28 protein-coding genes are annotated in these 23291 nt (G+C 68.0%); 16 read left to right on the top strand and 12 right to left on the bottom strand.

Annotated features, from left to right (window positions below; translation table 11 throughout):
- Positions 1–46: 46 nt before the first annotated feature.
- Positions 47–1135 (bottom strand): DUF3152 domain-containing protein, encoded by a 1089-nt coding sequence (locus ACWZHB_RS21970; protein WP_427903724.1) that lies wholly within the window; start codon positions 1133–1135, stop codon positions 47–49.
- Positions 1136–1331: 196 nt separating this feature from the next.
- Between ACWZHB_RS21970 and ACWZHB_RS21975 the strand changes: the two genes are divergently transcribed.
- Positions 1332–2015: a TetR/AcrR family transcriptional regulator gene (locus ACWZHB_RS21975; protein WP_427903725.1), complete on the top strand. Its 684-nt coding sequence runs from the start codon at positions 1332–1334 to the stop codon at positions 2013–2015.
- 57 nt (positions 2016–2072) lie between these two features.
- Here the strand turns inward: ACWZHB_RS21975 and ACWZHB_RS21980 are convergent, their stop codons facing one another.
- Both ACWZHB_RS21980 and ACWZHB_RS21985 read right to left on the bottom strand, forming a co-directional pair.
- Positions 2073–2300 (bottom strand): DUF3107 domain-containing protein, encoded by a 228-nt coding sequence (locus tag ACWZHB_RS21980; protein WP_427903726.1) that lies wholly within the window; start codon positions 2298–2300, stop codon positions 2073–2075.
- 100 nt (positions 2301–2400) lie between these two features.
- Positions 2401–2937, bottom strand: a complete 537-nt coding sequence (locus ACWZHB_RS21985; protein WP_427903727.1) for a YceI family protein — start codon at positions 2935–2937, stop codon at positions 2401–2403.
- A 100-nt stretch (positions 2938–3037) separates the two neighbouring features.
- Between ACWZHB_RS21985 and ACWZHB_RS21990 the strand changes: the two genes are divergently transcribed.
- Entirely contained in the window at positions 3038–3910 is an 873-nt protein-coding gene (locus ACWZHB_RS21990; protein WP_427903728.1) for a helix-turn-helix transcriptional regulator, read from the top strand.
- On the opposite strand, the gene ACWZHB_RS21995 is transcribed toward ACWZHB_RS21990, so the two are convergent.
- On the bottom strand, positions 3911–4600 hold the full coding sequence (locus ACWZHB_RS21995; protein ID WP_427903729.1) for a ferritin-like fold-containing protein: 690 nt from the start codon (positions 4598–4600) through the stop codon (positions 3911–3913).
- Between the two features lie 28 nt (positions 4601–4628).
- Positions 4629–5681 carry an alpha/beta fold hydrolase gene (locus ACWZHB_RS22000; protein ID WP_427903730.1) on the bottom strand — a complete coding sequence of 351 codons (1053 nt, stop codon included), beginning with the start codon at positions 5679–5681 and terminating at the stop codon, positions 4629–4631.
- A 481-nt stretch (positions 5682–6162) separates the two neighbouring features.
- On the opposite strand from ACWZHB_RS22000, the gene ACWZHB_RS22005 reads away from it, so the two are divergent.
- The 5 genes from ACWZHB_RS22005 (at position 6163) to ACWZHB_RS22025 (ending at position 11006) form a co-directional block, all read left to right on the top strand.
- A complete protein-coding gene (locus tag ACWZHB_RS22005) occupies positions 6163–7854 on the top strand; it encodes a DEAD/DEAH box helicase (protein WP_427903731.1) in 1692 nt (563 codons plus the stop codon).
- A 110-nt stretch (positions 7855–7964) separates the two neighbouring features.
- Positions 7965–9200, top strand: a complete 1236-nt coding sequence (locus ACWZHB_RS22010; RefSeq protein WP_427903732.1) for an Rv3212 family protein — start codon at positions 7965–7967, stop codon at positions 9198–9200.
- A 23-nt stretch (positions 9201–9223) separates the two neighbouring features.
- Positions 9224–9841, top strand: coding sequence for an acid phosphatase (locus ACWZHB_RS22015; protein ID WP_427903733.1), 618 nt, complete (start codon positions 9224–9226; stop codon positions 9839–9841).
- Entirely contained in the window at positions 9838–10323 is a 486-nt protein-coding gene (locus ACWZHB_RS22020; RefSeq protein WP_427903734.1) for a GNAT family N-acetyltransferase, read from the top strand. The genes ACWZHB_RS22015 and ACWZHB_RS22020 overlap by 4 nt, the downstream gene beginning before the upstream one ends.
- 5 nt (positions 10324–10328) lie before the next feature.
- On the top strand, positions 10329–11006 hold the full coding sequence (locus tag ACWZHB_RS22025; RefSeq protein WP_427903735.1) for an endonuclease V: 678 nt from the start codon (positions 10329–10331) through the stop codon (positions 11004–11006).
- Here the strand turns inward: ACWZHB_RS22025 and ACWZHB_RS22030 are convergent, their stop codons facing one another.
- A complete protein-coding gene (locus tag ACWZHB_RS22030; RefSeq protein ID WP_427909252.1) occupies positions 11007–11396 on the bottom strand; it encodes a hypothetical protein in 390 nt (129 codons plus the stop codon).
- A gap of 147 nt (positions 11397–11543) precedes the next feature.
- On the opposite strand from ACWZHB_RS22030, the gene ACWZHB_RS22035 reads away from it, so the two are divergent.
- Positions 11544–12488, top strand: coding sequence for a diacylglycerol/lipid kinase family protein (locus ACWZHB_RS22035; RefSeq protein ID WP_427903736.1), 945 nt, complete (start codon positions 11544–11546; stop codon positions 12486–12488).
- Between the two features lie 251 nt (positions 12489–12739).
- Positions 12740–12994: a WhiB family transcriptional regulator gene (locus ACWZHB_RS22040; RefSeq protein WP_266292507.1), complete on the top strand. Its 255-nt coding sequence runs from the start codon at positions 12740–12742 to the stop codon at positions 12992–12994.
- 114 nt (positions 12995–13108) lie between these two features.
- Here ACWZHB_RS22040 and ACWZHB_RS22045 read toward each other — a convergent pair whose 3' ends face one another.
- On the bottom strand, positions 13109–14623 hold the full coding sequence (locus ACWZHB_RS22045) for a sensor histidine kinase (protein ID WP_427903737.1): 1515 nt from the start codon (positions 14621–14623) through the stop codon (positions 13109–13111).
- A 27-nt stretch (positions 14624–14650) separates the two neighbouring features.
- On the bottom strand, positions 14651–14866 hold the full coding sequence (locus ACWZHB_RS22050; protein WP_387222929.1) for a biotin/lipoyl-binding carrier protein: 216 nt from the start codon (positions 14864–14866) through the stop codon (positions 14651–14653).
- Between the two features lie 85 nt (positions 14867–14951).
- On the opposite strand from ACWZHB_RS22050, the gene ACWZHB_RS22055 reads away from it, so the two are divergent.
- A complete protein-coding gene (locus ACWZHB_RS22055; protein ID WP_022597109.1) occupies positions 14952–15026 on the top strand; it encodes a 50S ribosomal protein bL37 in 75 nt (24 codons plus the stop codon).
- A gap of 81 nt (positions 15027–15107) precedes the next feature.
- Here the strand turns inward: ACWZHB_RS22055 and rsrA are convergent, their stop codons facing one another.
- Together rsrA and ACWZHB_RS22065 are read right to left on the bottom strand one after the other, a co-directional pair.
- The gene (gene rsrA / locus ACWZHB_RS22060; protein WP_427909253.1) at positions 15108–15365 is read right to left on the bottom strand and encodes a mycothiol system anti-sigma-R factor; all 258 of its coding nucleotides are present in this window, start codon (positions 15363–15365) and stop codon (positions 15108–15110) included.
- Between the two features lie 20 nt (positions 15366–15385).
- Complete coding sequence (locus ACWZHB_RS22065; protein WP_427909254.1) at positions 15386–16093, bottom strand: sigma-70 family RNA polymerase sigma factor; 708 nt, start codon at positions 16091–16093, stop codon at positions 15386–15388.
- Between the two features lie 170 nt (positions 16094–16263).
- Here ACWZHB_RS22065 and ybaK point away from each other — a divergent pair, with 170 nt between their 5' ends.
- From ybaK to ACWZHB_RS22095, 6 genes are all read left to right on the top strand, one after another.
- Positions 16264–16740, top strand: a complete 477-nt coding sequence (gene ybaK / locus ACWZHB_RS22070; protein ID WP_427903738.1) for a Cys-tRNA(Pro) deacylase — start codon at positions 16264–16266, stop codon at positions 16738–16740.
- A gap of 89 nt (positions 16741–16829) precedes the next feature.
- Entirely contained in the window at positions 16830–17141 is a 312-nt protein-coding gene (locus ACWZHB_RS22075) for a hypothetical protein (protein ID WP_427903739.1), read from the top strand.
- Between the two features lie 161 nt (positions 17142–17302).
- Complete coding sequence (locus tag ACWZHB_RS22080; RefSeq protein WP_427903740.1) at positions 17303–18322, top strand: FecCD family ABC transporter permease; 1020 nt, start codon at positions 17303–17305, stop codon at positions 18320–18322.
- The gene (locus tag ACWZHB_RS22085) at positions 18316–19392 is read left to right on the top strand and encodes a FecCD family ABC transporter permease (protein ID WP_427903741.1); all 1077 of its coding nucleotides are present in this window, start codon (positions 18316–18318) and stop codon (positions 19390–19392) included. Before ACWZHB_RS22080 ends, ACWZHB_RS22085 begins: the two co-directional genes overlap by 7 nt.
- Complete coding sequence (locus tag ACWZHB_RS22090; protein ID WP_427903742.1) at positions 19389–20204, top strand: ABC transporter ATP-binding protein; 816 nt, start codon at positions 19389–19391, stop codon at positions 20202–20204. The genes ACWZHB_RS22085 and ACWZHB_RS22090 overlap by 4 nt, the downstream gene beginning before the upstream one ends.
- Positions 20205–20227: 23 nt before the next feature.
- On the top strand, positions 20228–21211 hold the full coding sequence (locus ACWZHB_RS22095; protein WP_427903743.1) for an ABC transporter substrate-binding protein: 984 nt from the start codon (positions 20228–20230) through the stop codon (positions 21209–21211).
- 3 nt (positions 21212–21214) lie between these two features.
- Here the strand turns inward: ACWZHB_RS22095 and entS are convergent, their stop codons facing one another.
- Both entS and ACWZHB_RS22105 read right to left on the bottom strand, forming a co-directional pair.
- Entirely contained in the window at positions 21215–22456 is a 1242-nt protein-coding gene (gene entS / locus ACWZHB_RS22100) for an enterobactin transporter EntS (RefSeq protein WP_427903744.1), read from the bottom strand.
- Positions 22453–23220 (bottom strand): SOS response-associated peptidase, encoded by a 768-nt coding sequence (locus ACWZHB_RS22105; RefSeq protein ID WP_427903745.1) that lies wholly within the window; start codon positions 23218–23220, stop codon positions 22453–22455. Before ACWZHB_RS22105 ends, entS begins: the two co-directional genes overlap by 4 nt.
- Positions 23221–23291 lie beyond the last annotated feature (71 nt).

The raw sequence follows: 23291 nt of genomic DNA on the forward strand, positions 1-23291 counted from the left end.
CCGCCGCGCTGTTCTTCCCGTCCATGTTCCCGCATGGGCGAGCCGACTAGCCGCGCGGGTACGGCCATGGGTTGAAGCGGCAGGTCTTGCCGTCGGCGGGGACGACACCGTGCGGGTCGAGTTGGGCGATGTCGTTGTTCCTGGTGCCGAAGGTCTGCTGCATCATGATCGGGGCGAGGCCGCCGTCGGTCTCGCACGGCTGATGGCCGTGGTACCCGATGGCGTGGCCGACCTCGTGGTTGATCTGGTACTGCCGGTAGGAGCCGATGTCGCCGTCGAAGGCCAGGGCGCCGCGCACCCAGCGGACCTCCGACAGCACCACGCGGTCGAGGTCGGCGTTGTAGCACGACGAGTCGATCGGGATCTCGAATCCGCAAGCGGCGCGGGTGCTTTCGCGCGAGGTGAGCGAGAGCCGGAAATCGGCCGGGCCCGCGTCGATGCGCTGGAAGCCGAACTTGGGATCGTTGGTCCAGCTCTTCGGGTTGGCCAGGGTGGTCTCCACCATCTTCGCCACCGCGGCGTCGCCACCGAACGGCGCGGTATCGATGCCGTCCTCGACCTCGACGGTGTAGCGGAACACGCGCTCGGTGCCCGCGCCGACCTGGGCGCTGGTGCCGGGCACCACATGCCAGGTGCCTGCCGCGCGCTCGACGTACTCGCCGCCCTCCGGCAGCGCTCCGAGGGGTAGATCGGCGGGGAACTTCCCGTCGCCGGGCGGTGCGCCGATGATGCCGGACTGCGCCACTTTGGGACTCAGCGCGCCGAAACCGGGATCGGTGGGCGCCGCGATCGGGCCGGTACGCAGGGCGTCGGCGACGACCAGCACGGTGATGGCGAGCAGCACCGGCAACGCGTACGCACGCCACCCGTAGGCGGAGACGAAGCGGCCGAGCGCGCTCTGCTTCTTCGCGTCCCGCGCCGGGCTGCGGGGGCGGCCGTTGTCGTGGTCGGTGGGGTCCCAGCGGGCGCGCAGCGGCTGACGGGATCGGTCGGCGGGCTGATAGAGCCCGAGCGGGTCGTAGACCTGCAGTTCGCGCCCTTCTGGCGCCGACGTCACAGAACCGGACTCGGTGGGTTGCGTGGAGCGAGCGACATCGGGCCCGCCGCCGGGTTGGTCGTCCGGTCGGTCGTTCACCTCATCAGATTCTCACAGTGCGCAAATCGGCCATGCGGGCGGCCGCAGGAGTTCGCACGGTTACGGCCCGGCGAACTCCACGGACTGGTACTACATTTCCAGGGCGAGACGCAGGGTGAACACCGTGCGAGTATCGTTCGTGGGATACCCGGACCGCACACCCTGGCGGCCGGGGAAGTCGACCAAGAGAGCCGAGATGACTGACCTCGTGGACCGCATGCCCTCGCGCCGATCGGTGCCGGAGACGGTCCCGGCCAAGCGCGGCACCCGACTACCCCGCGACGAGCGCCGCCAGCAGCTGCTGCTCGCCGCCAGCGAAGTATTCGTCCAGCGCGGTTACCACGCGGCGGGCATGGACGAGATCTCCCAGGTAGCCGGGGTCAGCAAGCCGGTGCTGTACCAGCACTTCGCCAGCAAGCTGGAGCTGTACCTGGCGGTACTGCAGAACTATGTCGACATCCTGGTGTCGAGCGTGCGCCAGGCGCTGCGCTCCACCACCGACAACAAGCAGCGCGTGCGGGCCGCGGTCGCGGCGTACTTCGATTTCGTCGACAACGAGATGCAGGGCTTCCGTCTGGTCTTCGAATCCGACCTCACCAGCGAACCGCAGGTGCAGCGCCGGGTCGAGCAGGCCACCGAGGCCTGTGTCGACGCGGTGTTCGATCTGGTCGCCCACGACTCCGGCCTCGATCCGTATCGCGCGCGGATACTTGCCGTCGGCCTCGTCGGTGCGAGCCAGTTCTCGGCCCGCTACTGGCTCGAAGCCGATCGCCCGGTCCCCAAGGACGAGGCCGTCGACACCACGGTGTCACTGGCATGGGGTGGCCTCAAGCACGTCCCGCTGACCGCCGCGCAGCGTGGGTACGCGCAGGATTTCTGAGCTACGAAAAATGCCCCGTCATCTCGACGATGACGGGGCATTTTCCGCGTTCGCGGCTCAGATGGTGGCGAAACCCACGCGACCGGTGGCCGGGGAACCGATTTCCACGTAGGCGACCTTCGCGGCCTGGATCAGGAACTTGCGGCCCTTCTCGTCGGTGAGCGACACGACGCCGGCGGAGCCGCTCAGCGCATCGGACACCAGCGCCTCGATCTCATCAGGGCTCTGCGCACTGTTGATGACGAGCTCTCGCGGGCTATCCGAAATACCGATCTTGACCTCCACGGCCAACCTCCGAACGTAAGAGTCCTGTGTTGTCAGGTCCCAGGCTAGTGCAGGCCGCCGACACCGGGGTCACTCCCCGCCTGCGCTCTGAGCGAACGGCTCAGGCCGGCTCGACCAGTTCGATCTCGAGTTCGATCTTCACGGTGTCCGACAGCATGCCCGGCATGGCTACGCCGACACCGAAATCGGTGCGCTTGATGGCGCCGGTGGCGGAGAAGCCGGCATGGCGGGTGCCGTCGGGGAAATCGGCGATGCCGCCCCATTCCACGTCGAGGGTCAGTGGCTGGGTGATGGCGCCGAGGGTCGCCTCACCGGTGACGGTGAAGGTCTCGCCGACCTGAACCGGTTGCGTCGCACGGAAACTCAGGGTCGGGCGGTTGGCGACGTCGAGGAAGTCGGCCTGGCGGATGTGGGCGTCGCGGTCGGCGTTGCCGGTGTCGAAGGAGTCGAGCTCGATGGTGGCGCCGAGGGTGACCGCGCCGGTCTCGTCGACGACGAATTCGGTCTCGAAGCGGGTGAAGCCGCCGCGGACCTTGGCGATGCCCAGGTGTCGAACGGTGAACGCGACCGAGGAGTGGGCGGCGTCGAGGGCCCAGGATCCGGTCTTCAGTGGCTGGGTCTGTGTCGAGGAGGTCATGACTCCACCCTGACCGGACTACGGTCCGTTAACCAGACCGCGGTTATCCTGGTCCCCGCAGGGCGTGGCTGAAATTCCCACGACCAGGGAGGATCGAGACATGGTAGGCACAGGTACGACGGACCATCCGGGTGCCCGTTCGGCGTTCGCGGAACTTCTCATCGCCCGTCGTGCCGAGTTGCGCCCGGAGGACGTGGGCCTGCCCGGCGGCGGCAGGCGCCGCACCCCCGGGCTGCGCCGGGAAGAAGTCGCGGTGCTGGCCGGTGTCAGCGCCGACTATCTGGCCCGCATCGAGCAGGGCCGCGACACCAACCCGTCCATGGCAGTGGTCGACGCGCTCGCCACCGCGTTGCGGTTCAACGACACCGAGCGCGCGCATTTCGGCTGGCTTGCCCTGACCACCGGCAGCGAATCACGCTGCCCGAGTACCGCTTTCGACCCGGTCCTCGATCAGGTACCCGCGGCGCTTCGCAGCGTGCTCGACGCACTCGCCCCCACCCCGGCCTTCGCCCTCGGTCCCCGCGCCAACGTGCTCGCCTGGAACAGTGCGTGGGCAGAGCTCGCCACCCCACTCGGCCTGCTCGACAACCCCGACATGGTCAACCTCGCCGTCTGGACCTTCCGCCACCCCCTGGCCCGGACCACGGTCACCGACTGGCCCCAATTCGCCGATCACCTGGCCGACCGGCTCGCCAGAACCCGCCTGCGCCGCCCCGACGACGAACGCATCGCCGGCGTCATCACCACCCTGTGCGAAGAACCCGAATTCGCCCGCCGCTGGCAACCCCACCGCCTGGCCGAAGACATCCCCACCCTCCTCGGCTTCGAACACCCGACCCGAGGCACCCTCACCTACACGGTGCAAACCCTCTCCGCGGACAAGGACCAGGAGGTAGTCATCTGGCTACCCCGCGAAACCGCCGCCCGCACACCGGAATTGCGCTTGGTGCCGGGGCGTGCGGTCGGGCTGTGACTACAGGCCGAGTTCGGCCATGCGGGCGGAGTGGCGTTCCTGCATGCGGTCGAACAGGGTGGCGATACCGTTGAGGTCGCCGGTGGCGGCGAGGACCAGTTCGGCCAGTTCGTCGCGCTGGGCCATCACGAACTGTGCCTGCGTGATCGCCTCGCCGAGCAGCCTGCGGCCCCACAGGGTAAGGCGGTCGCGTTGGGAGCGGCTGGCCGCCACCGCGCTGCGGACCTCGTCGACGACGAACTGCGAGTGGCCGGTTTCGGCGAGCACGTCGCGCACCACATCGGAAACCTCGGCAGGCAGCGCGCCCGCGATTTCGGTGTAGAAGTCGGCGGCAAGGCCGTCGGCGACGTAGAACTTCACCATCGACTCGAGCCAGGTCGAGGGGTCGGTGGAGGCGTGGTAGGAGTCCAGCGCGCCCTGGTACTGCGCCATCGCGGCCTCGGCGTCGGCACCGCGTGCGGTGAGCGCCGCTTCGAGGGTTTCGAAGTGCGCGAGTTCGGCGGCGGCCATCTTGGCGACCCCGATCCGGCCGCGCAGCGACGGCGCCTGCTTCGCCTCTTCGGCGAGCCGATAGAACGCGGACAGCTCGCCGTAGGCGAGGACCGCGAACAGCTCCGTCACCCCCGCGTGGTCCGCGGCGAGCGGTGAGGTCGAGAAGAATTCCGGCGCGGCAGAGGTCTGGGCTCCCATGACTGCCAAGAATAGTCCCGATCGATGATCAGTCGCGTTCGGCCAGGAATTTGTCCAGGTGGGCCCAGGTGGTTTCGCGGGCTTCGGGTCCGGTGAGAATGCCGAGGTGGCTGCCGGGCACGACCTCGTAGGTGACCGACGGCGAACCCGAGAGCGTGCGCAAACCGGCCTCGACGGCGGCCTTGGGGGTGATCACGTCGGACTTGCCGCCGATCAGCAGCACCGGCACGCGCACGTCGGCGAGGTGCACGGTGCGGTCGGCCAGTTCGAGCTTGCCCTTGCCGATGTCGTTGGCCAGCATTATCCGGCCCCACAGCTGGTTGTAGAAGCGGCCGGGGTAGCCGGGCATCGCCGCCTGGAAACGGTCGATCGATTCCATCTTGGCGAGAGTCTCGGTATTGGCGATATTCCGCGCGATGAACCCCGGACGCGCCAGTTCACGGTCGTAGGCGGCGAGCCGGTAGCCGAGTTTGGTGAGCGGTGCGGGAATGCCACCCGCAGCCCGGACGAGGGTGGTGGCGCCCCAACCGCCGGTGAGACTCGCCACGGCGCGCAGCTGCGGAATACCGAGCATCTTGTCGTAGTCCAGCGGCGGACCGACCCCGGTGACCGAGCGAATCGGCAGCTCCGGATTCGCGGCGGCGGTGAGCAGCGAGAACATGCCGCCGACGGACCAGCCGATCAGGTCGACGGGCGCACCGCCGCGATCGGCGCTCACCCGCAGGATCGCCTCGGGCAGGATGTCGGTGACCCAGTCCTCGAAGCCCATCCGGCGGTCAGCGAAGGAGATGTCGCCGTAGTCGACGAGGTAGGGAGCGCGACCGGTCTCCACCAGATAGCGGGCCAGGCTCTGATCACGGCGCAGGTCGAAGCAGGTGGCAGGCGCGGCCAGTGGCGGCACCAACAGCACCGCGGAATCGCTTGCGGCAGATTGGAATTCGGTGTCGTAGCGACGCAGCAGACGGTGCGGCTCGTCCCACAGCACGGTCGAGGGTGCCGGGTCGACGGGCTCGATGCCCGCGCCGAAGCTCAGCGCCCACGCGTTGCGCGCGGCAGTGGTGACGGTGTCGGTGATGCTCACGACAAGAAATGTCTCACACGCGGTACCGCCGGTACCAGTGAGCTCGATTACACCGGTGGACACGCGCGAAATCTGGCGCTCGTGAATTGCGCTGCGACACACCACTCGTGCCGAGGTAATCCCGTGGCGAGCCGGTATTCGCACGGCATTCACCTACGTCGAAATTCGGATTGCGCAGAATATCACGCTACAATCACCGTGGACAACGCTAGTTTCGACGCCCGGAGATACTCCGCGGCGCGGCACTCCACCGGCACACAGCGCGGGCGGACAGCGGCGATGTCCACAGACAGCAATGTCGAGAAAATGTGCGCGCAACGAATCCGCATCACCGCAGCGCCGCGCCGATGACACCGTCTCGACGGCCAGCATAATGCCTGGTCGGCGATGGTTATCCGGCGCCGGCCCGGTGAATATCACAGGCGGATATGTGGTCGTCGCGGGCCGACCGGCCCGCCCCACCTCGTGCGTGCGAGATGCAATGACGAGGAAGGCACGAACACTGAGCAAGATCACTGTCGAACAGGAACCCGGTTTGGCCGACACACTCCTGACGGCCGAACTGGACAACACCCACATCCCGCCGAGTTTCGCCGAATTGGGCGTGCGCGAAGAAATCGTGCGCGCGCTCGGCGAGATCGGGATCGAACGCACCTTCGCGATTCAGGAACTCACCCTGCCGCTGGCACTGGCCGGCGATGACCTCATCGGCCAGGCCCGCACCGGCATGGGCAAGACCTTCGGTTTCGGCGTGCCGCTGCTGCACCGCATCGCCACCGCCGACACCGGCACCACCCCGCTCGACGGCACCCCGCGCGCGCTGATCATCGTGCCGACGCGCGAACTGTGCATCCAGGTCACCAAGGACCTGGAGAACGCGAGCAAGTACCTGACCAACCACCAGGGTTCGCTGAAGGTCGCCGCCATCTACGGTGGCCGCCCCTACGACACCCAGATCGCCGCCCTGCGTGACGGGGTCGACGTGGTCGTCGGCACCCCCGGCCGCCTGCTGGATCTGGCGAACCAGAACCACCTGATCCTCGGCAAGATCGGCGTGCTCGTCCTCGACGAGGCCGACGAGATGCTCGACCTGGGCTTCCTGCCCGATATCGAGCGCATCCTGTCGATGGTGCCCGACAAGCGTCAGACGATGCTCTTCTCGGCCACCATGCCGGGCCCGATCATCACCCTGGCCCGCACCTTCCTGACCAAGCCGACGCACATCCGCGCCGAGCTGGCCAACGATTCCGCGGTGCACGATCGCACGGCGCAGTTCGTCTACCGCGCCCACGCGATGGACAAGGCCGAGCTGGTCGCGCGGGTGCTGCAGGCGGAGACCCGCGGCGCGACGATGATCTTCACCCGCACCAAGCGCACCGCGCAGAAGGTGGCCGACGATCTCGCCGAGCGTGGCTTCAATGTCGGCGCCGTGCATGGCGACCTGGGCCAGATCGCCCGGGAGAAGGCGCTGACCAAGTTCCGCAAGGGCACCATCGACGTGCTCGTCGCCACCGATGTCGCCGCGCGCGGTATCGACATCGACGACGTCACTCACGTCATCAACTACCAGTGCCCCGAGGACGAGAAGACCTACGTGCACCGGATCGGCCGCACCGGCCGCGCCGGCCGCACCGGTGTCGCGATCACCCTCATCGACTGGGACGAGCTGCACCGCTGGGAGTCGATCAACAAGGCACTCGGCCTGAACATGGCCGATCCCGCCGAGACCTACTCCCGCTCCCCCCACCTCTACAGCGACCTCGGCATCCCCGAGGGCATCACCGGCGTGATCCGCAAGCCCGCGGCCCCCACCCGTGACGACGACGCCGTAGTCGAGGAGCGCACCGAACGCCCCAAGTCCTCGCGCAGCCGTCGCCGCACCCGCGGTGGCACCCCCATCACCGAGGGCGCCGAGCCGGCCACCGAGTCAGCGGACAACGCCGGCGACGCGGCCGAAGGCGACAAGCCGGCCCGCCGCAGGCGCCGCCGCCGCAAGCCCGCCGAGGCAGGCGAAGCGGGGACCGATGCGGGAACCACGGAGTCGAGCGAAGCGTCCGATCCGGCTCCGGCCGACAACGATGGCGACGACACGGCCAAGCCCGCCCGCCGCAGGCGCCGCCGCAAGCCCGCGGAAGCCACCGCCGCCGACGCAGCGGCCACCGTGGACGCCTGACCTGGACACCGTGGGAGGGCAGCCCGCGCCGCCCTCCCACCACCCCATGGCGTACCCCTAACCGCACTCCCGACCACACCGCGCACCCCAAGTCCCATACACTCGCGGTCGTGCTCGCACCCGAACGGCGGACGCGCGCCGACATCTTCGTAGCAATCGCGATCGCCGTCACTCTCGTAGTGGCGGCGTTCGTCGTCTGGGCGCGCGCCGACGTCACCGGCACGGATTCGGTCACCGCGGCCTCCCCCGCCCCGACGATCACCGCGGCGACACAATTGCCCACCACCCTGCGCGAGCAGTGGCATGCCGCCGACGAGTCGAGCAGGCGGGCGCTCACCTCCGGCAATGTGGTGGTGACCGGGGACCACGGCACCGTGAGTGGGCGCGATCCGCTCACCGGTAATCAGCTGTGGTGGTATCGCCGGGACATGCCGTTGTGCGGGGTCGAGTCGCAGTTCGGCACCGTGATCGCCACCTATCGCGATCAGCGCGGGTGCAGTCAGTCGGTGATGCTCGAGTCCGATACCGGTGCGCGCCGGGTCGCGCGCAGCAGCTACATGGACGACGAAATCCGGGTCAGCGGTGACGGCACCTATCTGCTCGCGCTCGGCGAAGACCGGCTGGAGATGTGGCGCTCGGACCTGGTGCGCACCCTCGAGTACGGCTACGTCGATGCCCCGGTGAACCCGAATACCCAGCCGCGCACCGGATGTGAGCTGCGGTCGGCCGCGTCGAGTTCCTCGCGGCTCGCGGTACTCGAACGCTGCCCCGGCGACATGACCGACCGGCTGACCGTGCTCAATCCGGCGCCGAAGGAATCGACCGCCCCCGAGGAACACGGCTCACGGGTACTCACCGCACCGGGCGCCGACTCCCCTGACATGCGCGTAATCGCGGTGTCGGACAACAAGATCGCCGTCTACTATCCCCCGACCGAACCCACCGCCACCGGCCTCGGACTGCCCGCGCGGATCGCCGTGCACGACGGCACCGGCAACGAGATCGCGACCCACCAGCTCGCCGCCCCGTGGACCGAACGCACCACGGTGACCCGCCTCGGCTCGGCCATCTACGTCTTCACCGGCGACAGCCTGATTGCCTTGAGCTCCAGCACATTGCAGCCGGTCTGGACGGTTCGCGACGCACTCGGCACGCCCGCGCTGATGGCAGGCAGGCTGCTCGTCCCGGTCGCAGGTGGGCTACTCGCGGTGGACAGCGGCAACGGCGCCACCGTCGCCCGGATCCCGGTCGAACGCACGGACTACCGCGGCGACACCATCTCCACCGCCGTCCTGGGTAACACGGTCTTCGAACGCCGCGGCGGACAGCTCTACGCACTCGGCTGATCCCGCACTGCCATGATGGAGCCATGTCCACCCCCGATGCCCGCCTGGTCCTGCTCCGCCACGGCGAAACCGAGTGGTCGAGTCAGCGCAAGCACACCAGCTTCACCGACCTGCCGCTGACCGAGCAGGGCGAAGCCCAGGCCCTCGCGGCCGGGCTGGTGCTGAAATCTCTCGACCTGCGCGATCCGCTGGTGTTCACCAGTCCACGCCTGCGCGCCAGGCACACCGCCGAGTTGGCGGGGCTGTCCCCGATCCAGGTCGACGACGACCTGGTCGAGTGGAACTACGGCGAGTACGAGGGCATCACGACCACCCAGATCCGCGAAACCGTGCCCGGCTGGACCGTGTGGACCGCGCCCGTCCCCGGCGGCGAGACGGCCGAGCAGGTGGGTGCCAGGGCCGACCGGATCCTCGCCAGGGTCGAGCCGGAGCTGCCACAGCGCGACGTGATCCTCGTCGGTCACGGGCACTTCTCGCGAGTGTTGATCGCGCGCTGGGCGGAGTTCGAGGTGCGCGAGGGTCGCCGCTTCGCGATGTCCACCGGCGCGGTGAGCGTGCTCGGCTTCGACCACGACGCCCACTCCATCTGGGGTCACAACCTCACCACCCGCACCGAACCGATCGAAGGAGTCCAGCGATGAGCGCACTCGTCCGCCGTGCCACCCCCGCCGATGTGAGCGCGATGGTCGGGCTCGTCCACGATCTGGCCGCGTACGAGAAGGCACCCGACGAGTGCACGCTCACCCCGGAGCAGTTGCAGGCCTCGCTGTTCGGGCCGACACCCGCGCTCTTCGCCCATGTCGCCGAGAACGACGGTCAGGTGGTCGGTTGCGCGATCTGGTTCTTGAACTACTCGACCTGGGACGGCGTGCACGGCATCTACCTCGAGGACCTGTACGTACAGCCCGAGACCCGCGGCACCGGACTGGGACGCAAGCTCGTCGCGGCACTGGCCGCCGAGGCGGTCGAACACGGCTACAGCCGGGTGTCGTGGTCGGTGCTCACCTGGAACACACCGTCGATCGAGTTCTACCGATCCCTCGGTGCCGCATCGCAAGACGAGTGGATCGGTTATCGCCTCGCCGGCGCCGAACTGACAGCGCTGGCCGCGACCGCGAGCTGAGTCGAATGCGTATCGCGTTACCCCACGATTGGCCGCGGACTCCCGATGAGGCGATTGCGCTCCAGGACGAACTCCGCCCGTTGGTGTCCACGAAAAACCCTGTGCCGCCGCAATTTTCGACAGCAGCTGGAATCGATTCGGCGTACGCCGAAGACGGCACTGTCGCGACCGCCGCGGTAATTGTCGACATCGCCACCATGCGAACAGTGGAATCTGCTGTCGCACACGGAATTTCGGAATTCCCTTATGTGCCGGGACTGCTCGCGTTCCGGGAGTTGCCCGCAACTGTCAGCGCATTGGAAAAGCTCACTGTCACACCGGATCTGCTCGTGTGCGATGCACAGGGATTGGCGCATCCCCGGCGTTTCGGATTGGCGTGTCACGTCGGGTTGCTCATCGGAATCCCGACCATCGGTGTCGCCAAATCGGTGTGGGGCGAATACTCCGAACCCGGCCCGCGTCGCGGTGATACCAGCGACGTCACCATCGACGGCGAGGTCGTCGGCCGAGCGCTACGCACGCGCGACGAGGTGAAGCCGCTGTTCGTCTCGGTCGGCCACCTCATCGACCTCGACACCGCCTGCGCCCAGGTCCTTGCCCTCACTCAGGGTTTCCGGCAGCCGGAGACCACCCGCAGGGCCGACCACCTGTGCCGCGCGGCCCTGCGCGCGGCAACGGCCTGACTACGCATCGTCGGCGGGGATTTCGTAGTCCTGAGCCATGAAGCGGCTGGTGGCCGGGGCGAACAACGCGGCCAGTCCGGCGACCGCGACGAGCCCGAGCAAACTCCCCCACAGCGGCTGATGCGAGTCCGTGAGCAACGACCAAGCGACCGGCAGCAACAGCAGGTTCGCGATCACCGCGATGGCCCGGCCCCAGCGTTTGCCGCGCAGCAACCCGATGCCAGCGGCGAGCACCCCGCCGAACAGCACCCCGAACCAGATCGCGGTGCCCACCCCGCTGGCCTCGGACTGATCGTGCCCGGTCAGCGCCCGCACGATCAGCACGATCGCGGTCACCACCCCGGCCAGCCCCTCGAGCGAAACCAGCCAACCGGCGGCCCGCACCGTCATCGGGATACCGGTCGGCACCTTCGCGTTCTCGAAGGACCGGTCGTCGTCTGTCACGTCCTGCTCTGCCACGTGCCCCAGCCTACGACGACGTGTCGTGGTCGGCGGCGCGCGCCGGTTGTTCGCCCACGCGCATTACCCTGAGGCATTGTGCGGACGCTGCTCATTGTCAATCCCAATGCCACCTCGACGACCCCGGCCACCCGGGATCTGCTCGCGCACGCCTTGGAGAGCCGAACGCAGCTGACCGTTGCGCACACCCAGCATCGCGGCCACGCGGCCGAACTGGCCCAGTGGGCATCGACCCAGGAAATGGACCTGATCGTCGTGCACGGTGGCGATGGGACGGTCAACGAGACCATCAACGGCTTCCTGCCGGTGCCACAGGTCGGCGACGACCAGGTCTGGCGCCCGCGCCTCGGGATCATCCCCGGCGGCTCGGCGAACGTGTTCGCCCGCGCGCTCGGCATCTCCCCCGATCCGGTGACAGCAACCAACCAGCTCATCGATCTGCTGGCCCGCGACGCCGACCGCCGGATCGGGCTCGGCCTCGCCGACGACCGGTGGTTCACCTTCAGCGCCGGCGTCGGTCTCGACGCCGATGTGTGCGAGGCGATCGACGCCGCCCGCGCGAAGGGTCGCAAGGCAACGCCCGCGCGCTATCTGCGCACCACGGTGCGGCAGTTCTTCCGGGCCAAGCGCCAGGATCCGACCGTCGCTGTCGAGGTCCCAGGACGAGATCCGGTCGAGTCGGTCTATTACGCCTTCGTCACGAATTCGAGTCCGTGGACCTATCTGGAGGACCGCCCGATTCGCACGAATCCCACCACCACCTTCGAATCGGGCCTCGGGGTGTTCGCGGTGCGGTCGATGAGTGTGACGCGCACCCTGTTGCTTGCCCGGCAGTTGCTGGCCGAGAATGGAAACCCGAAGTCGCCCATGCTTTTCCGCGCCGACGACGTTCCTTCGGCGCGAATCGAGACGGCCGAGGAGATCGGCCTGCAAATCGATGGCGACTTCATCGGAAAACGCAAGATGGTGCATTTCACATCCGTACCCAGCGTGCTCGACGTGGTGGCCCCCAAGCCGTCCTGAGCACCGAACTCGGAGAAAAATCTCCTGGTTGCGCTGCGAAAACCTGGCGACGCGAGTACAAAGGACCGGGCAGGTTCCCCTTGTGGGGGCCCAGAGCGTGATCTCCCCCACGGTGCGCCGGAGACCTATTGACATCTACGGTGATCGTGAAAGCATTCACAAGCAACCGTGCGGAAACATTCGAGTCGCACAAGTGAACGATCCACTAACTACCGGCGCCCTTTGTGGCGCCCTCGCAAAGGAGCAGAGGAATGGACTGGCGCCACAAGGCCATCTGTCGCGATGAGGACCCCGAACTGTTCTTCCCGGTGGGTAACAGTGGTCCTGCGCTCGCGCAGATTGCCGATGCCAAGCTGGTCTGCGCCCGCTGCCCCGTCACGGCCGATTGCCTGTCATGGGCCCTGAAGTCCGGACAGGATGCCGGCGTGTGGGGTGGAATGAGCGAAGACGAGCGTCGCGCGCTCAAGCGGCGCAACGCGCGCACCCGTACGCGTACCACCGTCTAAGTCGACGGACTGGCGTTGCCGGGCCATCAGCCCCGGCCCGGTAACGCATGTGTGAGAACCCGGCACCTTCGCGGTGCCGGGTTTATTGTTGCCCACCTGGGCTTTTCAGCTGATTCAGCGCCCGGAACGACGTCCGAGCGGAACCCGTAGCACCGCGTCCGTGCCCACATCGGCACCAGGATGCAAACCGATCGAACCGCCGAGTTCCGACGTCACCAGGGTGCGCACGATCTGCAATCCCAACCGGTCGGAACCTTCCAGACTGAACCCTGACGGCAGGCCACGGCCGTCGTCGGAGATGATCACGTCGAGCCAGCGTGCCGAACGTTCCGAGCGAATCGTCACGGTACCGTTCTCGCCCGCGTCGAAGGCGTGCTCGATCGCGTTCTGCACCAGTTCGGTCAAGACCATCACCAGCGGCGTCGCCCGTTCCGCGGAGAACACACCGAGCGACCCGGCGCGGCGCACCTTGATCCGCGCGGTGTGCACGGTGGCCACATCCGCCATGATCGGCAGCAGCCGGTCGATGACCTCGTCGAGGTCGACTTCCTCGTCCACCGACATCGACAACATCTCGTGCACCGAGGCGATCGAGGTGACCCGGCGCACCGATTCCGTCAGTGCCACTTGGGCTTCCGGATTCTCGGTGCGGCGAGCCTGCAACCGCAGCAGGGCCGCCACGGTCTGCAGATTGTTCTTCACCCGGTGGTGGATCTCACGGATCGTGGCGTCCTTGCTCAGCAACGCGCGATCGCGCCGCTTCACCTCGGTGACATCGCGCACCAGCACCGCGGGCCCGGCCAGTTCGCCGCCCGGACGCAGCACGAGCGTGCGCAACAGCACTGTCGCTCCGCGTGCCTCTACTTCCATCCGGCGCCCGGTGCGCCCGGCCAGCGCGGCCTGGATATCGGCCACCACTTCCTGCGCGTCGAACGGATCGGTGATCAGCGAACGGGTGGTCACCGCGAGATCCTGGCCGACGAGATCGGCCTGCATCCCCATCCGGTGATAGGCCGAGAGCGCGTTCGGGCTCGCGTAGACGACGATGCCCTCGGTGTCGAGACGAATGAAACCGTCGCCCGCGCGTGGGCTGGAGTGCGTGGCCGCCCGATCTTCGGGGGTCGGGAAGCTGCCGTCGGCGATCATCTGGCACAGATCGTCGGCGCACGACACATAGGCCGTCTCGAGCGTGCTGCGCACCCGCGAGCGCGCGAGGTCGGAATCGCGGCTCAGCACGGCGATCACGTCATCGCCGCAGCGCACCGGAATCGCTTCGCGCACGGCGTGCACCGGACTCGGGTGATAGACCCCGCTCACCTCCACCTCGGCATCGGTGCGCGCGGTGTCACCGCTGAGCAGGGCATCGAAGACCTGCGGGAAATCGGTGCGCGAGGCGGTGGTGCCCACCTTGTCCTCGAGATGCACGGTGGGTGCGGTCGTCGGCCTGATCTGGGCCACGCACACCACATCGGATCCGTCGACGACCGGGCCCGCGCCCACCCACAGCAGCAGATCCGAGAACGAGAGATCGGCGAGCAACTGCCAATCGCCCACCACCCGTTGCAGATGGTCCACGGCGATGCCGGGGAGGTCGGTGTGTTCGGCCAGGAGCTCGCTCAGTGTTGCCACGCTGGATCTACCGCTTCGTTGCTCGGGTTACGCGATGGTGGCGATGAGGTCGCCCGCCTGCAGGACCTGGCCCGGCGCGACGTCGACAGAGGTGACGTCGCCCTCGACCTCGGTGAGCACCGGGATCTCCATCTTCATCGATTCGAGCAGCACCAGTGTCTGGTCTACCTGGACGTGTTCGCCCACGGTGACCTCGACAGCGAGCACGGTCGAGACCATCTCCGCGCGCACTTCTTCAGGCATGGCACCCCTTCGCTAGTATCCGCCGGAGCTACAGCCAACCACACGTGAAACAATGGCTCTCGACCAGACATAGAAGGGAGCTCCCATGGGTAAGCGTGGACGTAAGAAGCGCAGCCGCAAGGGCAACGCCGCGAACCACGGCAAGCGTCCTAACGCTTGAGTCGTGCCGCTGCGCACAGACGACAACAGCACGCTCTCGATAGCTACTGAGAGCGTGCTGTTTCCGTATCCGGGGGGCTGATCAGCCTTCGGTGGTCTCGATCCTGGTCACCGTGATCGACCGATGGATCTCCAGTTTCAGCCGGTCGCGCAGCCCTTCGGGCGCGTGCTCACCGCCGCATTTGCGGCTGAGCAGACCTTTGATCTTCTCCTCGATGCCGTAAGCCTCGATGCAGGGGCTGCAGTGATCCATGTGCTGTTGCAGCCGCTCGCGGGTGGCGTTGTCGCACTCGTTGTCGAGCATGAGCCACACATCCGCGAGGACCGCGGTGCAGTCCATGTCGAGATCGGGATCGTCACTCACTTGACTACCTCCTGGCGTTCCCCACGGTCGAATCCACGTTCGCGCGCCACGTCGGCGAGCAGGCCCTTGAGCTGCTTGCGTCCGCGGTGCAGCCGAGACATCACGGTACCGATGGGGGTGCCCATGATGTCGGCGATTTCCTTGTACGGGAAGCCCTCGACGTCGGCGTAGTACACCGCCATCCGGAATTCCTCCGGCAGCTGCTGCAGCGCGGACTTGATCTGGTCGTCGGGCAGCGCGTCCAGCGCCTCCACCTCGGCCGAACGCAGGCCGACCGAGGAGTGCTCGGCGGTGGCCGCCAGCTGCCAGTCGGTGATCTCGTCGGTCGGGTACTGCGCCGGCTGACGTTGCTTCTTGCGGTAGGAGTTGATGTAGGTGTTGGTCAGGATCCGGTACAGCCAGGCACGCAGATTGGTGCCTTCCCGGAAGGACTTGAACCCCTGGAACGCCTTCACGAACGTCTCCTGCACCAGGTCCTCGGCGTCGGCCGGGTTCCTGGTCATGCGCAGGGCGGCGCCGTAGAGCTGGTCGATCATCGGGAGCGCATCGCGCTCGAACCGGGCCGCCAGCTCGGCTTCGTCGACTTCCGTGCCGGACGCACTGTCGGACACCACGTCGTCGTCGCTCGTCACACCAATCCCTTCGATCGCCGTAGTAACCGAATCTACCGGCACGACGGAATCGATCGGCAATCGCGCACCCAGTGGCAGGACAGGACGCTCCTCGAGCAGCAGTGTCACTATCTCTCCTTCACGTCGTCACGGGCCGCGTTGGCTTGTCACTTGGGTGCAACATGCACCCCCGCATTCGTGTTCCCACCCGGCAGAAAATGTGGTTGCCAGGTGGGGCGTGGTCGCGATTAAGGTGACCGCTTATGTCGACTCCCGCGATCAAGGCCCTCAGCGGTATCGCGCATCGAGTGCATTCCTACTCCCACGATCCGCGGGCGGAGTCCTATGGCGACGAGGCTGTCGACGCGCTCGGCGCCGAGCTGGGCGTGCGGGCCGCGCAGATCTTCAAGACGCTGGTGATCGAACTCTCATCCGGTGCGCTGGCGGTGGCCGTATTGCCGGTGCCCGCGCGGCTGTCGTTGAAGGCGGCGGCCGCGGCGCTCGGCGCGTCGAAGGCGAGCATGGCCGACAAGACCAAGGCCGAGCGCACCACCGGCTATGTGCTCGGCGGGGTTTCGCCGCTGGGTCAGCGCAAGAAGTTGCCCACTGTTGTCGACGCGTCGGCGCTCGATTGGGATCGGGTGCTGTGCAGCGCGGGTAAACGCGGTCTCGAAATCGAGCTGGCGCCCGCCGATCTGGTGCGCGCCTGCGCGGGGGTCACCGCACCGATCACCAGCTGAGGCAATCCGGTCAGCGGCTCGTTCCGAATTCATCTCGACGCACTCTGCGCCCGGTACGACCGATTCGACCCGAGGATGTGATGCGAGAAATGTCCGCACGTTCGACGATCGCCGCCCTGTCCGGTGCCCTGGTAATCACTTTCGGCGCCGCCGCTTTAGCCCCGGCCACCGCGGTGCCGCAGGTGGTTCCGCCGTCACAGGCCGAACCCGGCGACTACCCGCTCAACGGCCAGGGCACCGCACCGAAGAATTCGCCGAAGTCCGCACCGGAGACCGACGAGCGGGCCGAGAAGTCGGAGAAGCTCGGCGGTGGAGTCGCTACCGAGGTGATCGATCTGGTCACCGGAATCATCAAGTGCGGGTTGAACATCGCCACCGATTCGGTTCCCTGCTCACTCTGATCACTCGCGCGCGGCCGGGCGATGGTGCCCGGCCGCGCCGTCGTTCGCGACCAGCGCGGCTTCGCCACCGGCAGCTAATCTGAGGCTAAACTAACTCCGAGCGGTGGCAGCAACGTTCCCGGCCACCAAACGGAAACGTCGCGAAGCGAGGAATAACCGCTGTGTCCCGAGCAGGCGTGACCGCACAGCGGACACCACTGTCGCGCACCGTCGTGCTGCCGGCACTGGTCGCGGTCCTGGTCGCGCTGTTGGCCGGTGGGCTGTTCGTCGGCAGCGGCGACTTCACGATCGACGACGCATGGCGCGCCCTGTTCAACGAAGGCGGGCCGACCACTCTCGGCGTGATCCGCGAGCAGCGCATCCCCCGCACTCTGCTGGCCGCCCTGGTCGGCGCGGCCCTCGGGGTCGCGGGCGCGGTGATGCAGGGACTCACCCGTAACCCGTTGGCCGATCCGGGCATCCTCGGTGTGAACTCCGGCGCGTACTTCGCGATGGTGCTCGGTTCGGTCCTGGTCGGCGCCGCGGGCACCGACTACGTCTGGTGGGCGCTCGGCGGCGCGTTCGTCGCGTCGGTGCTGGTCTATTTCGTCGGGTCGCGTGGCATCGGCGGGGCGAGCCCGGCCAAGCTCGTCCTCACCGGCGTCGCGATCGCGTCGATGCTCAGCGGACTCGCTTTCGGCCTCACCATGATCCATCCCCGCACCTTCGATGCCATCCGCGGACTGCTGATCGGCACGCTCGACGGGCGCGGATGGCCGCAACTGTCGGCTACCTGGGTGCTGGTGCTGCTCGGTTCGGCCTGCGCGCTCGCGCTCTCGGGTTATCTCAACGCGCTCGCCCTCGGCGACGACCGGGCCAACGCGCTCGGCGTGCCGGTCACCGCGGTGCGCGCGGTCGGATTCGTGGTGGTGACGGTGTTGTGTGGCGCGGCGACCGCGGCGGTCGGGCCGATCACGTTCGTCGGTTTGATGGTGCCGCACGCGGTGCGTATGGTCGTCGGACCGGATCATCGCTGGATGATTCCGCTGTGTCTGGTGGTCGGACCGATCGTGCTGGTCGGGTCCGATCTCATCGCCAGGGTCGCCACCAGCAGCGAATTGCCCGTCGGGATGGTGACCGCGTTTCTCGGTGCGCCGGTGCTGATCTGGCTGGCGAGCCGGGAGCAGGGGGCGCGATGGTGACCGCCGATCCCGCCCGCTGGCCCCGCCGGGTGCGATTCCTGCGAGTGCCCGCGATCGGGCTGAGTCTGCGCGTCGACATCGTCTCGGTGACGATCACCGTCGCGCTGCTGATGGTGACCGCGGCGGTCGGGATCTGGTCGCTCGGCGCGAGCACGACCAGGGCACCGGGGCTCGGGTTCGTGCGGGTCGTGGAGGTACTCACCGGCCAGGTCGGCGGTACGCCCGCCAATCATGTCGCGACCTGGTTGCCGGTGGTCGTCACCGCGATTCTCGGCGGGGCCTCACTCGCGTTGTCGGGGGCGATCTTTCAGACCATCACCCGTAATCCGCTGGGCAGCCCGGACATCATCGGGTTCACCACCGGCGCCAATACCGGAGCGCTGGTGGCGATGCTGGTGCTCGGGCTCGGCTCGGGCGGCGCCACGATCGGCGCGCTGCTCGGCTGTCTGCTCACCGCGCTCGTCGTGTATTTCCTCGGGATGCGCGGCGGGACCGCGGATTTCCGGTTCATCATCGTCGGTATCGGCGTCTCGGCGATGTTGTTGTCGTTCAACGGCTATCTGATCGCCACCTCCGATGTGCAGAACGCGGGCGTGGCGGCCGCGTGGGGCATGGGCAATCTGCGCGATCTCACGATGGCCGACACCGTTCCGGTGTTCGCGACGCTGGCCGTGCTCGTTCCCGCGTTGATCGTGGTGGCGCCGCGGATGCGGATGTTCGAGCTCGGTACCGACTCTGCCCGCAGCAAGGGCGTCGACACCGCGCGCACCCAGCTGATCCTGTTGGTGATCGGCGTCGGGTTCGCCGCGGCGACCACCGCGATCGTCGGGCCGATCGCCTTCGTCGCGCTGGTCGCGCCGCAGGTCGCGGCGCGGATCACGCCGAGCGCGGGGATCCCGCTTGTCACCTCGGCGGCGGTCGGCGCCACCCTGCTGGTCTCCAGCGAGGCGGTGGCGCGCACGATTCTCGCGCCGCAGACCATGCTCCCGGTCGGGGTGGTCACCACCTCGCTCGGCGGTGTCTATCTGCTGTTCCTGCTGCTCGCCCAGTCCCGAAAGGCAAGGCCGTGACACGCGATATCGAGGCCAGGCTCACCGGCGCCGGACTGCGCGTCGGGTACGGCGAGCGCACTGTTATCGCCGACCTCGACGTCGTCGTGCCGGACGGTTCGTTCACCGTCATCGTCGGGCCCAACGCGTGCGGAAAGTCGACGCTGCTGCGGGCGTTGTCGCGACTGCTGCGACCGCGCAGCGGCGCGGTGCTGCTCGACGGGCGCGAGGTGGCCGGGTACGGCGGTAAGGAGTTCGCCCGCGAGGTGGGGCTGCTGCCGCAGCAGTCGATCGCGCCGGAGGGGATCACGATCATCGATCTGGTCTCGCGTGGCCGTTTCCCCTATCAGAAGATGTTTCGGCAGTGGACCGAGGAGGACCAGCACGCGGTCGATGTCGCCTTGCAGGTCACCCGGCTGACCGAGCTGTCGACGCGCCCGGTCGAGGCGCTGTCGGGCGGTCAGCGGCAGCGGGTGTGGATCGCGATGGCACTCGCCCAGGAGACGCCGATCCTGCTGCTCGACGAGCCGACCACCTATCTCGACCTCGGTCATCAGATCGAAGTGCTCGAGCTGTGTGTCGACCTCAATCGGCGCGGCACCACCCTCGTCGCGGTGCTGCACGATCTCAATCAGGCCGCCCGCTACGCCTCGCACATCATCGCGATGCGCGGCGGCGAGATCGTCGCCGTCGGTCCACCTGCCGAGATCATCACCGCGGAACTGGTCGAGCAGGTCTTCGGCGTGTACGCGCAGGTCATCGATGATCCACAGACCGGAACACCGCTGGTGGTTCCGCTGGCCGCGGGCGCGGTGCGCCTCGACAGCGTGTGACCACCCAACCGAGAAGGAGAACCATGTCGACACGGCGTCTCAGCGTGGCCGTCGCGGTAGTGGCGAGCGCGATCCTGGCATCGACGGCCTGCGTGAAGTCCGACAATGCCACCCACGAGGTGTTCAACGATCCCGCGGGCTCGCCCGGCTATTCGCTGCCCGATCAGCCGCGGGTGGTGGCGCTGGGCTGGTCCGACGGTGCCGTCGCGGCGGAGCTGGGTGTGCCGCCGGTGGCCATCTACGACTGGATGGGATTCGGCGCGGCCACCAAGGGCGTCGGCGAGTGGGATGTGGCGGCGTTCGGGGGCGCGAGCCCCGAGTTGATCTCCGCGCAGAGCGCGGGCGAGTTCAACATGCAGGAGATCGAGGAACTCGACCCCGACCTGATTCTCGATGTGCGCGCCAAGGCCGACAGCGCCGTTATCGACAATCTGCGCAAGATCGCGCCGGTCGTCACCGCACCGGAGGGCACCGGCGACTACGCGGTGAACTGGCAGACCCAGGCGCAGATCATCGGCGCGGCCCTCGGCAAGCGCGACGAGGCGGGCAAGATCATCGCCGAGACCACGACCGCGCAGCAGACCGTCAAGCGCGAGCACCCGGAATTCGCGAACAAGACCTTCGTCTACGGCGCGAAGTTCGGCACCGCCTATGGCGCCTACCTGGCAGGCGATGCGCGCTTCGACTTCTTCGCCGAGCTCGGGTTCGTCCCGAATCCCCCGGTCACCCGGCTGCAGAGTTCCGGCTTCTTCGCGCAGGTCCCGGTGGAGCGTGTGGGTGATCTCGACGCGCGGACAGCTCTCTTCACGACCATCGGGTTGCCGTTCGCCGACCTGGAGAACGACACCCTGATCAACTCGCTGGCCGTGGTCCGTGACGGTCGCGCGGTGCGGCTGCCGGAGAGCGATCCGACCGTGCAGGCGCTGTCGGCGGGCACCCCGAAATCACTGCGCTTCGCACTGGAAAGAATCACGCCGCAGCTCGCGACGGTCGCCGCGGCGGGATAGCGGTCACGACGACGGGATGACGTTGCTGTCCAGCCTGCGCAGGGTGGCGAGCAGGCACCAGCCGAGGACGGCCAGCGCGCAGCCGCCCGCGCCGTAGACCAGGAACACCGCGCGGGTGGGCACGGCGCTCGACACCAGACCGGCCACCGCCGCACCCAACGACAGCGCGATGGTGAGCTGCGCGGTCCACAGGCCCGATACCCGGCCACGGAACTCATCGGGCGTATTCGACTGCACCACTGCGAATCTCGCGATATCGCTGACCACCCGGCCCGCACCGTGCGCGGCCAGACCCGCGAAGACCACCGCGGTGACGCCGACGAGTCCGGCACCGAGGATGCCGGCCGCGCACACCAGCGTGGACACGAAGATCACCTGCCCACCGCGCCGGATCGACCCGGTCCACCCCGAGGTGAGCGAGCCGAGCACCGCCCCGACCGCGGGCGCGGCGAACAGCAGGCCCGCGGTCACTTCCCCGCCGTGCAGTACCTTGCTCACGTATTCCGGGACCAGGACGGTCCATCCGGACATCAGCATGGTCACACACCCGATCAGCAGCGTCGCGCCCACGATCCGGTGCCCGACCACGAAACGGAAGCCAGACAGCACGGCACGCACCGGTGACTCGGTGTGCCCGCGCTCGGCGATCATCGGGCCGAGCCGGGCAATGAGCACGGTTGTCACCAGGCTCGCCCCGGCGGCCAGCCAGAAGTTCGCGGCAACCCCGAGCCAGGCGATGAGCAGACCGGCCAGCGCGGGTGCGGCCATCGAGCCGAGGTCTGCCGTCAGTGCCATCAGCGCGGCGCCCGCGGCCAGTTTGTCGGGTGGGATCAGGTTGGGCATCGCGGCGACCAGCGCGGTCTCGGAGATTCCACCGGTCAGGCCGTCGATGACGGCGCAGACGAAGATCAGCCAGACGCGCGGTTCGGGCAGCATGGCGTTGATCGCGAGCAGGGCGAAGCCGATCGTCGCGGCGGCGCGCGAGGCCACGATGACCGTCCGGCGGTCGTAGTGGTCGGCCGCGGTGCCGCCGATCAGGGTGCCGGCGAAGGCCGAGATCCCGATGACGGTCGCGACGGTGGCGACCTGTGCGGTGGACCCGGTCAGTTGATAGACCTGGATCGGCAAGGCCACCACCAGGAACCCGATGCCGAACACCGAGATCGTGCGGGCGAGGAACAGTGTGCGGAACGCGGGGCTGGTCCGCAGGGGCGCCAGATCGATCGCGAAGGTGCGCGGGCTCACCGGTCGATGTCGCTGGTCCCGTCGGGCACCAGGAGTTCCGGCCCGTTGTTGCGCACGTTGTTGACCAGGGTGGAGACCGGGCGCGCCACGATCGCCGCCAGCTCCGCCCGCGAGGGCGGTCGCAGCAGGTCGGCGGGTGCCGGGTGGTCGGGGTCGAGCCAGGCGTCCCAGTGTTCACGCGACATCGGCAACGGCATCCGGTCGTGGATGTCGGCCAGTTCGCCGCTCGCGTCGGTGGTGAGAATCGTGCACGACATCAGCGGCTCGGCATCGGGCACGCTGCGATCACGCCATACCGACCACAGCCCGGCCATGTAGAGCAGGGAACCGTCGCTGTGCGACATATAGAAGGGCCGCTTCACGGCCTTGCCCTTACCGGTCGGCGCGGGCTCGACCAGCCACTCGTACCAGCCGTCCATCGGCACCAGGCAGCGCTTGTGCTTGGCCGAATCGCGGAACGAGGGCGCGGTGGTCGCCTTGTCGGCGCGCGCGTTGAACAGTGGCTTGCCCTTGGCGGGCACGCCGGGTTCGGCCGCCTTGGTCCAGTGCGGGATCAGCCCCCAGCGCATCCGCCGGATGCGCAGGCGCGGGTCGTCGTCGGGTTCGCCGTGCGCGTGCCGCTCCACGACGGTGAGTACCTGGGTGGTCGGCGCGACGTTGTAGCTGACGGCGGCATCCGGCTCGTCGAGCCCCGTCTCGTCGACAGCGTCCAGTTCAGCCGCCAACCGGCCCGGATTCGTGGTCGTCGCATATCGTCCACACATAGTGGTCAAGATACGCGCGGGGACCGACATCAGGCGCTGCCGACAACGCCTCCCCACGCCGAAACGCGCAC

Source organism: Nocardia sp. FBN12, from assembly GCF_054031145.1.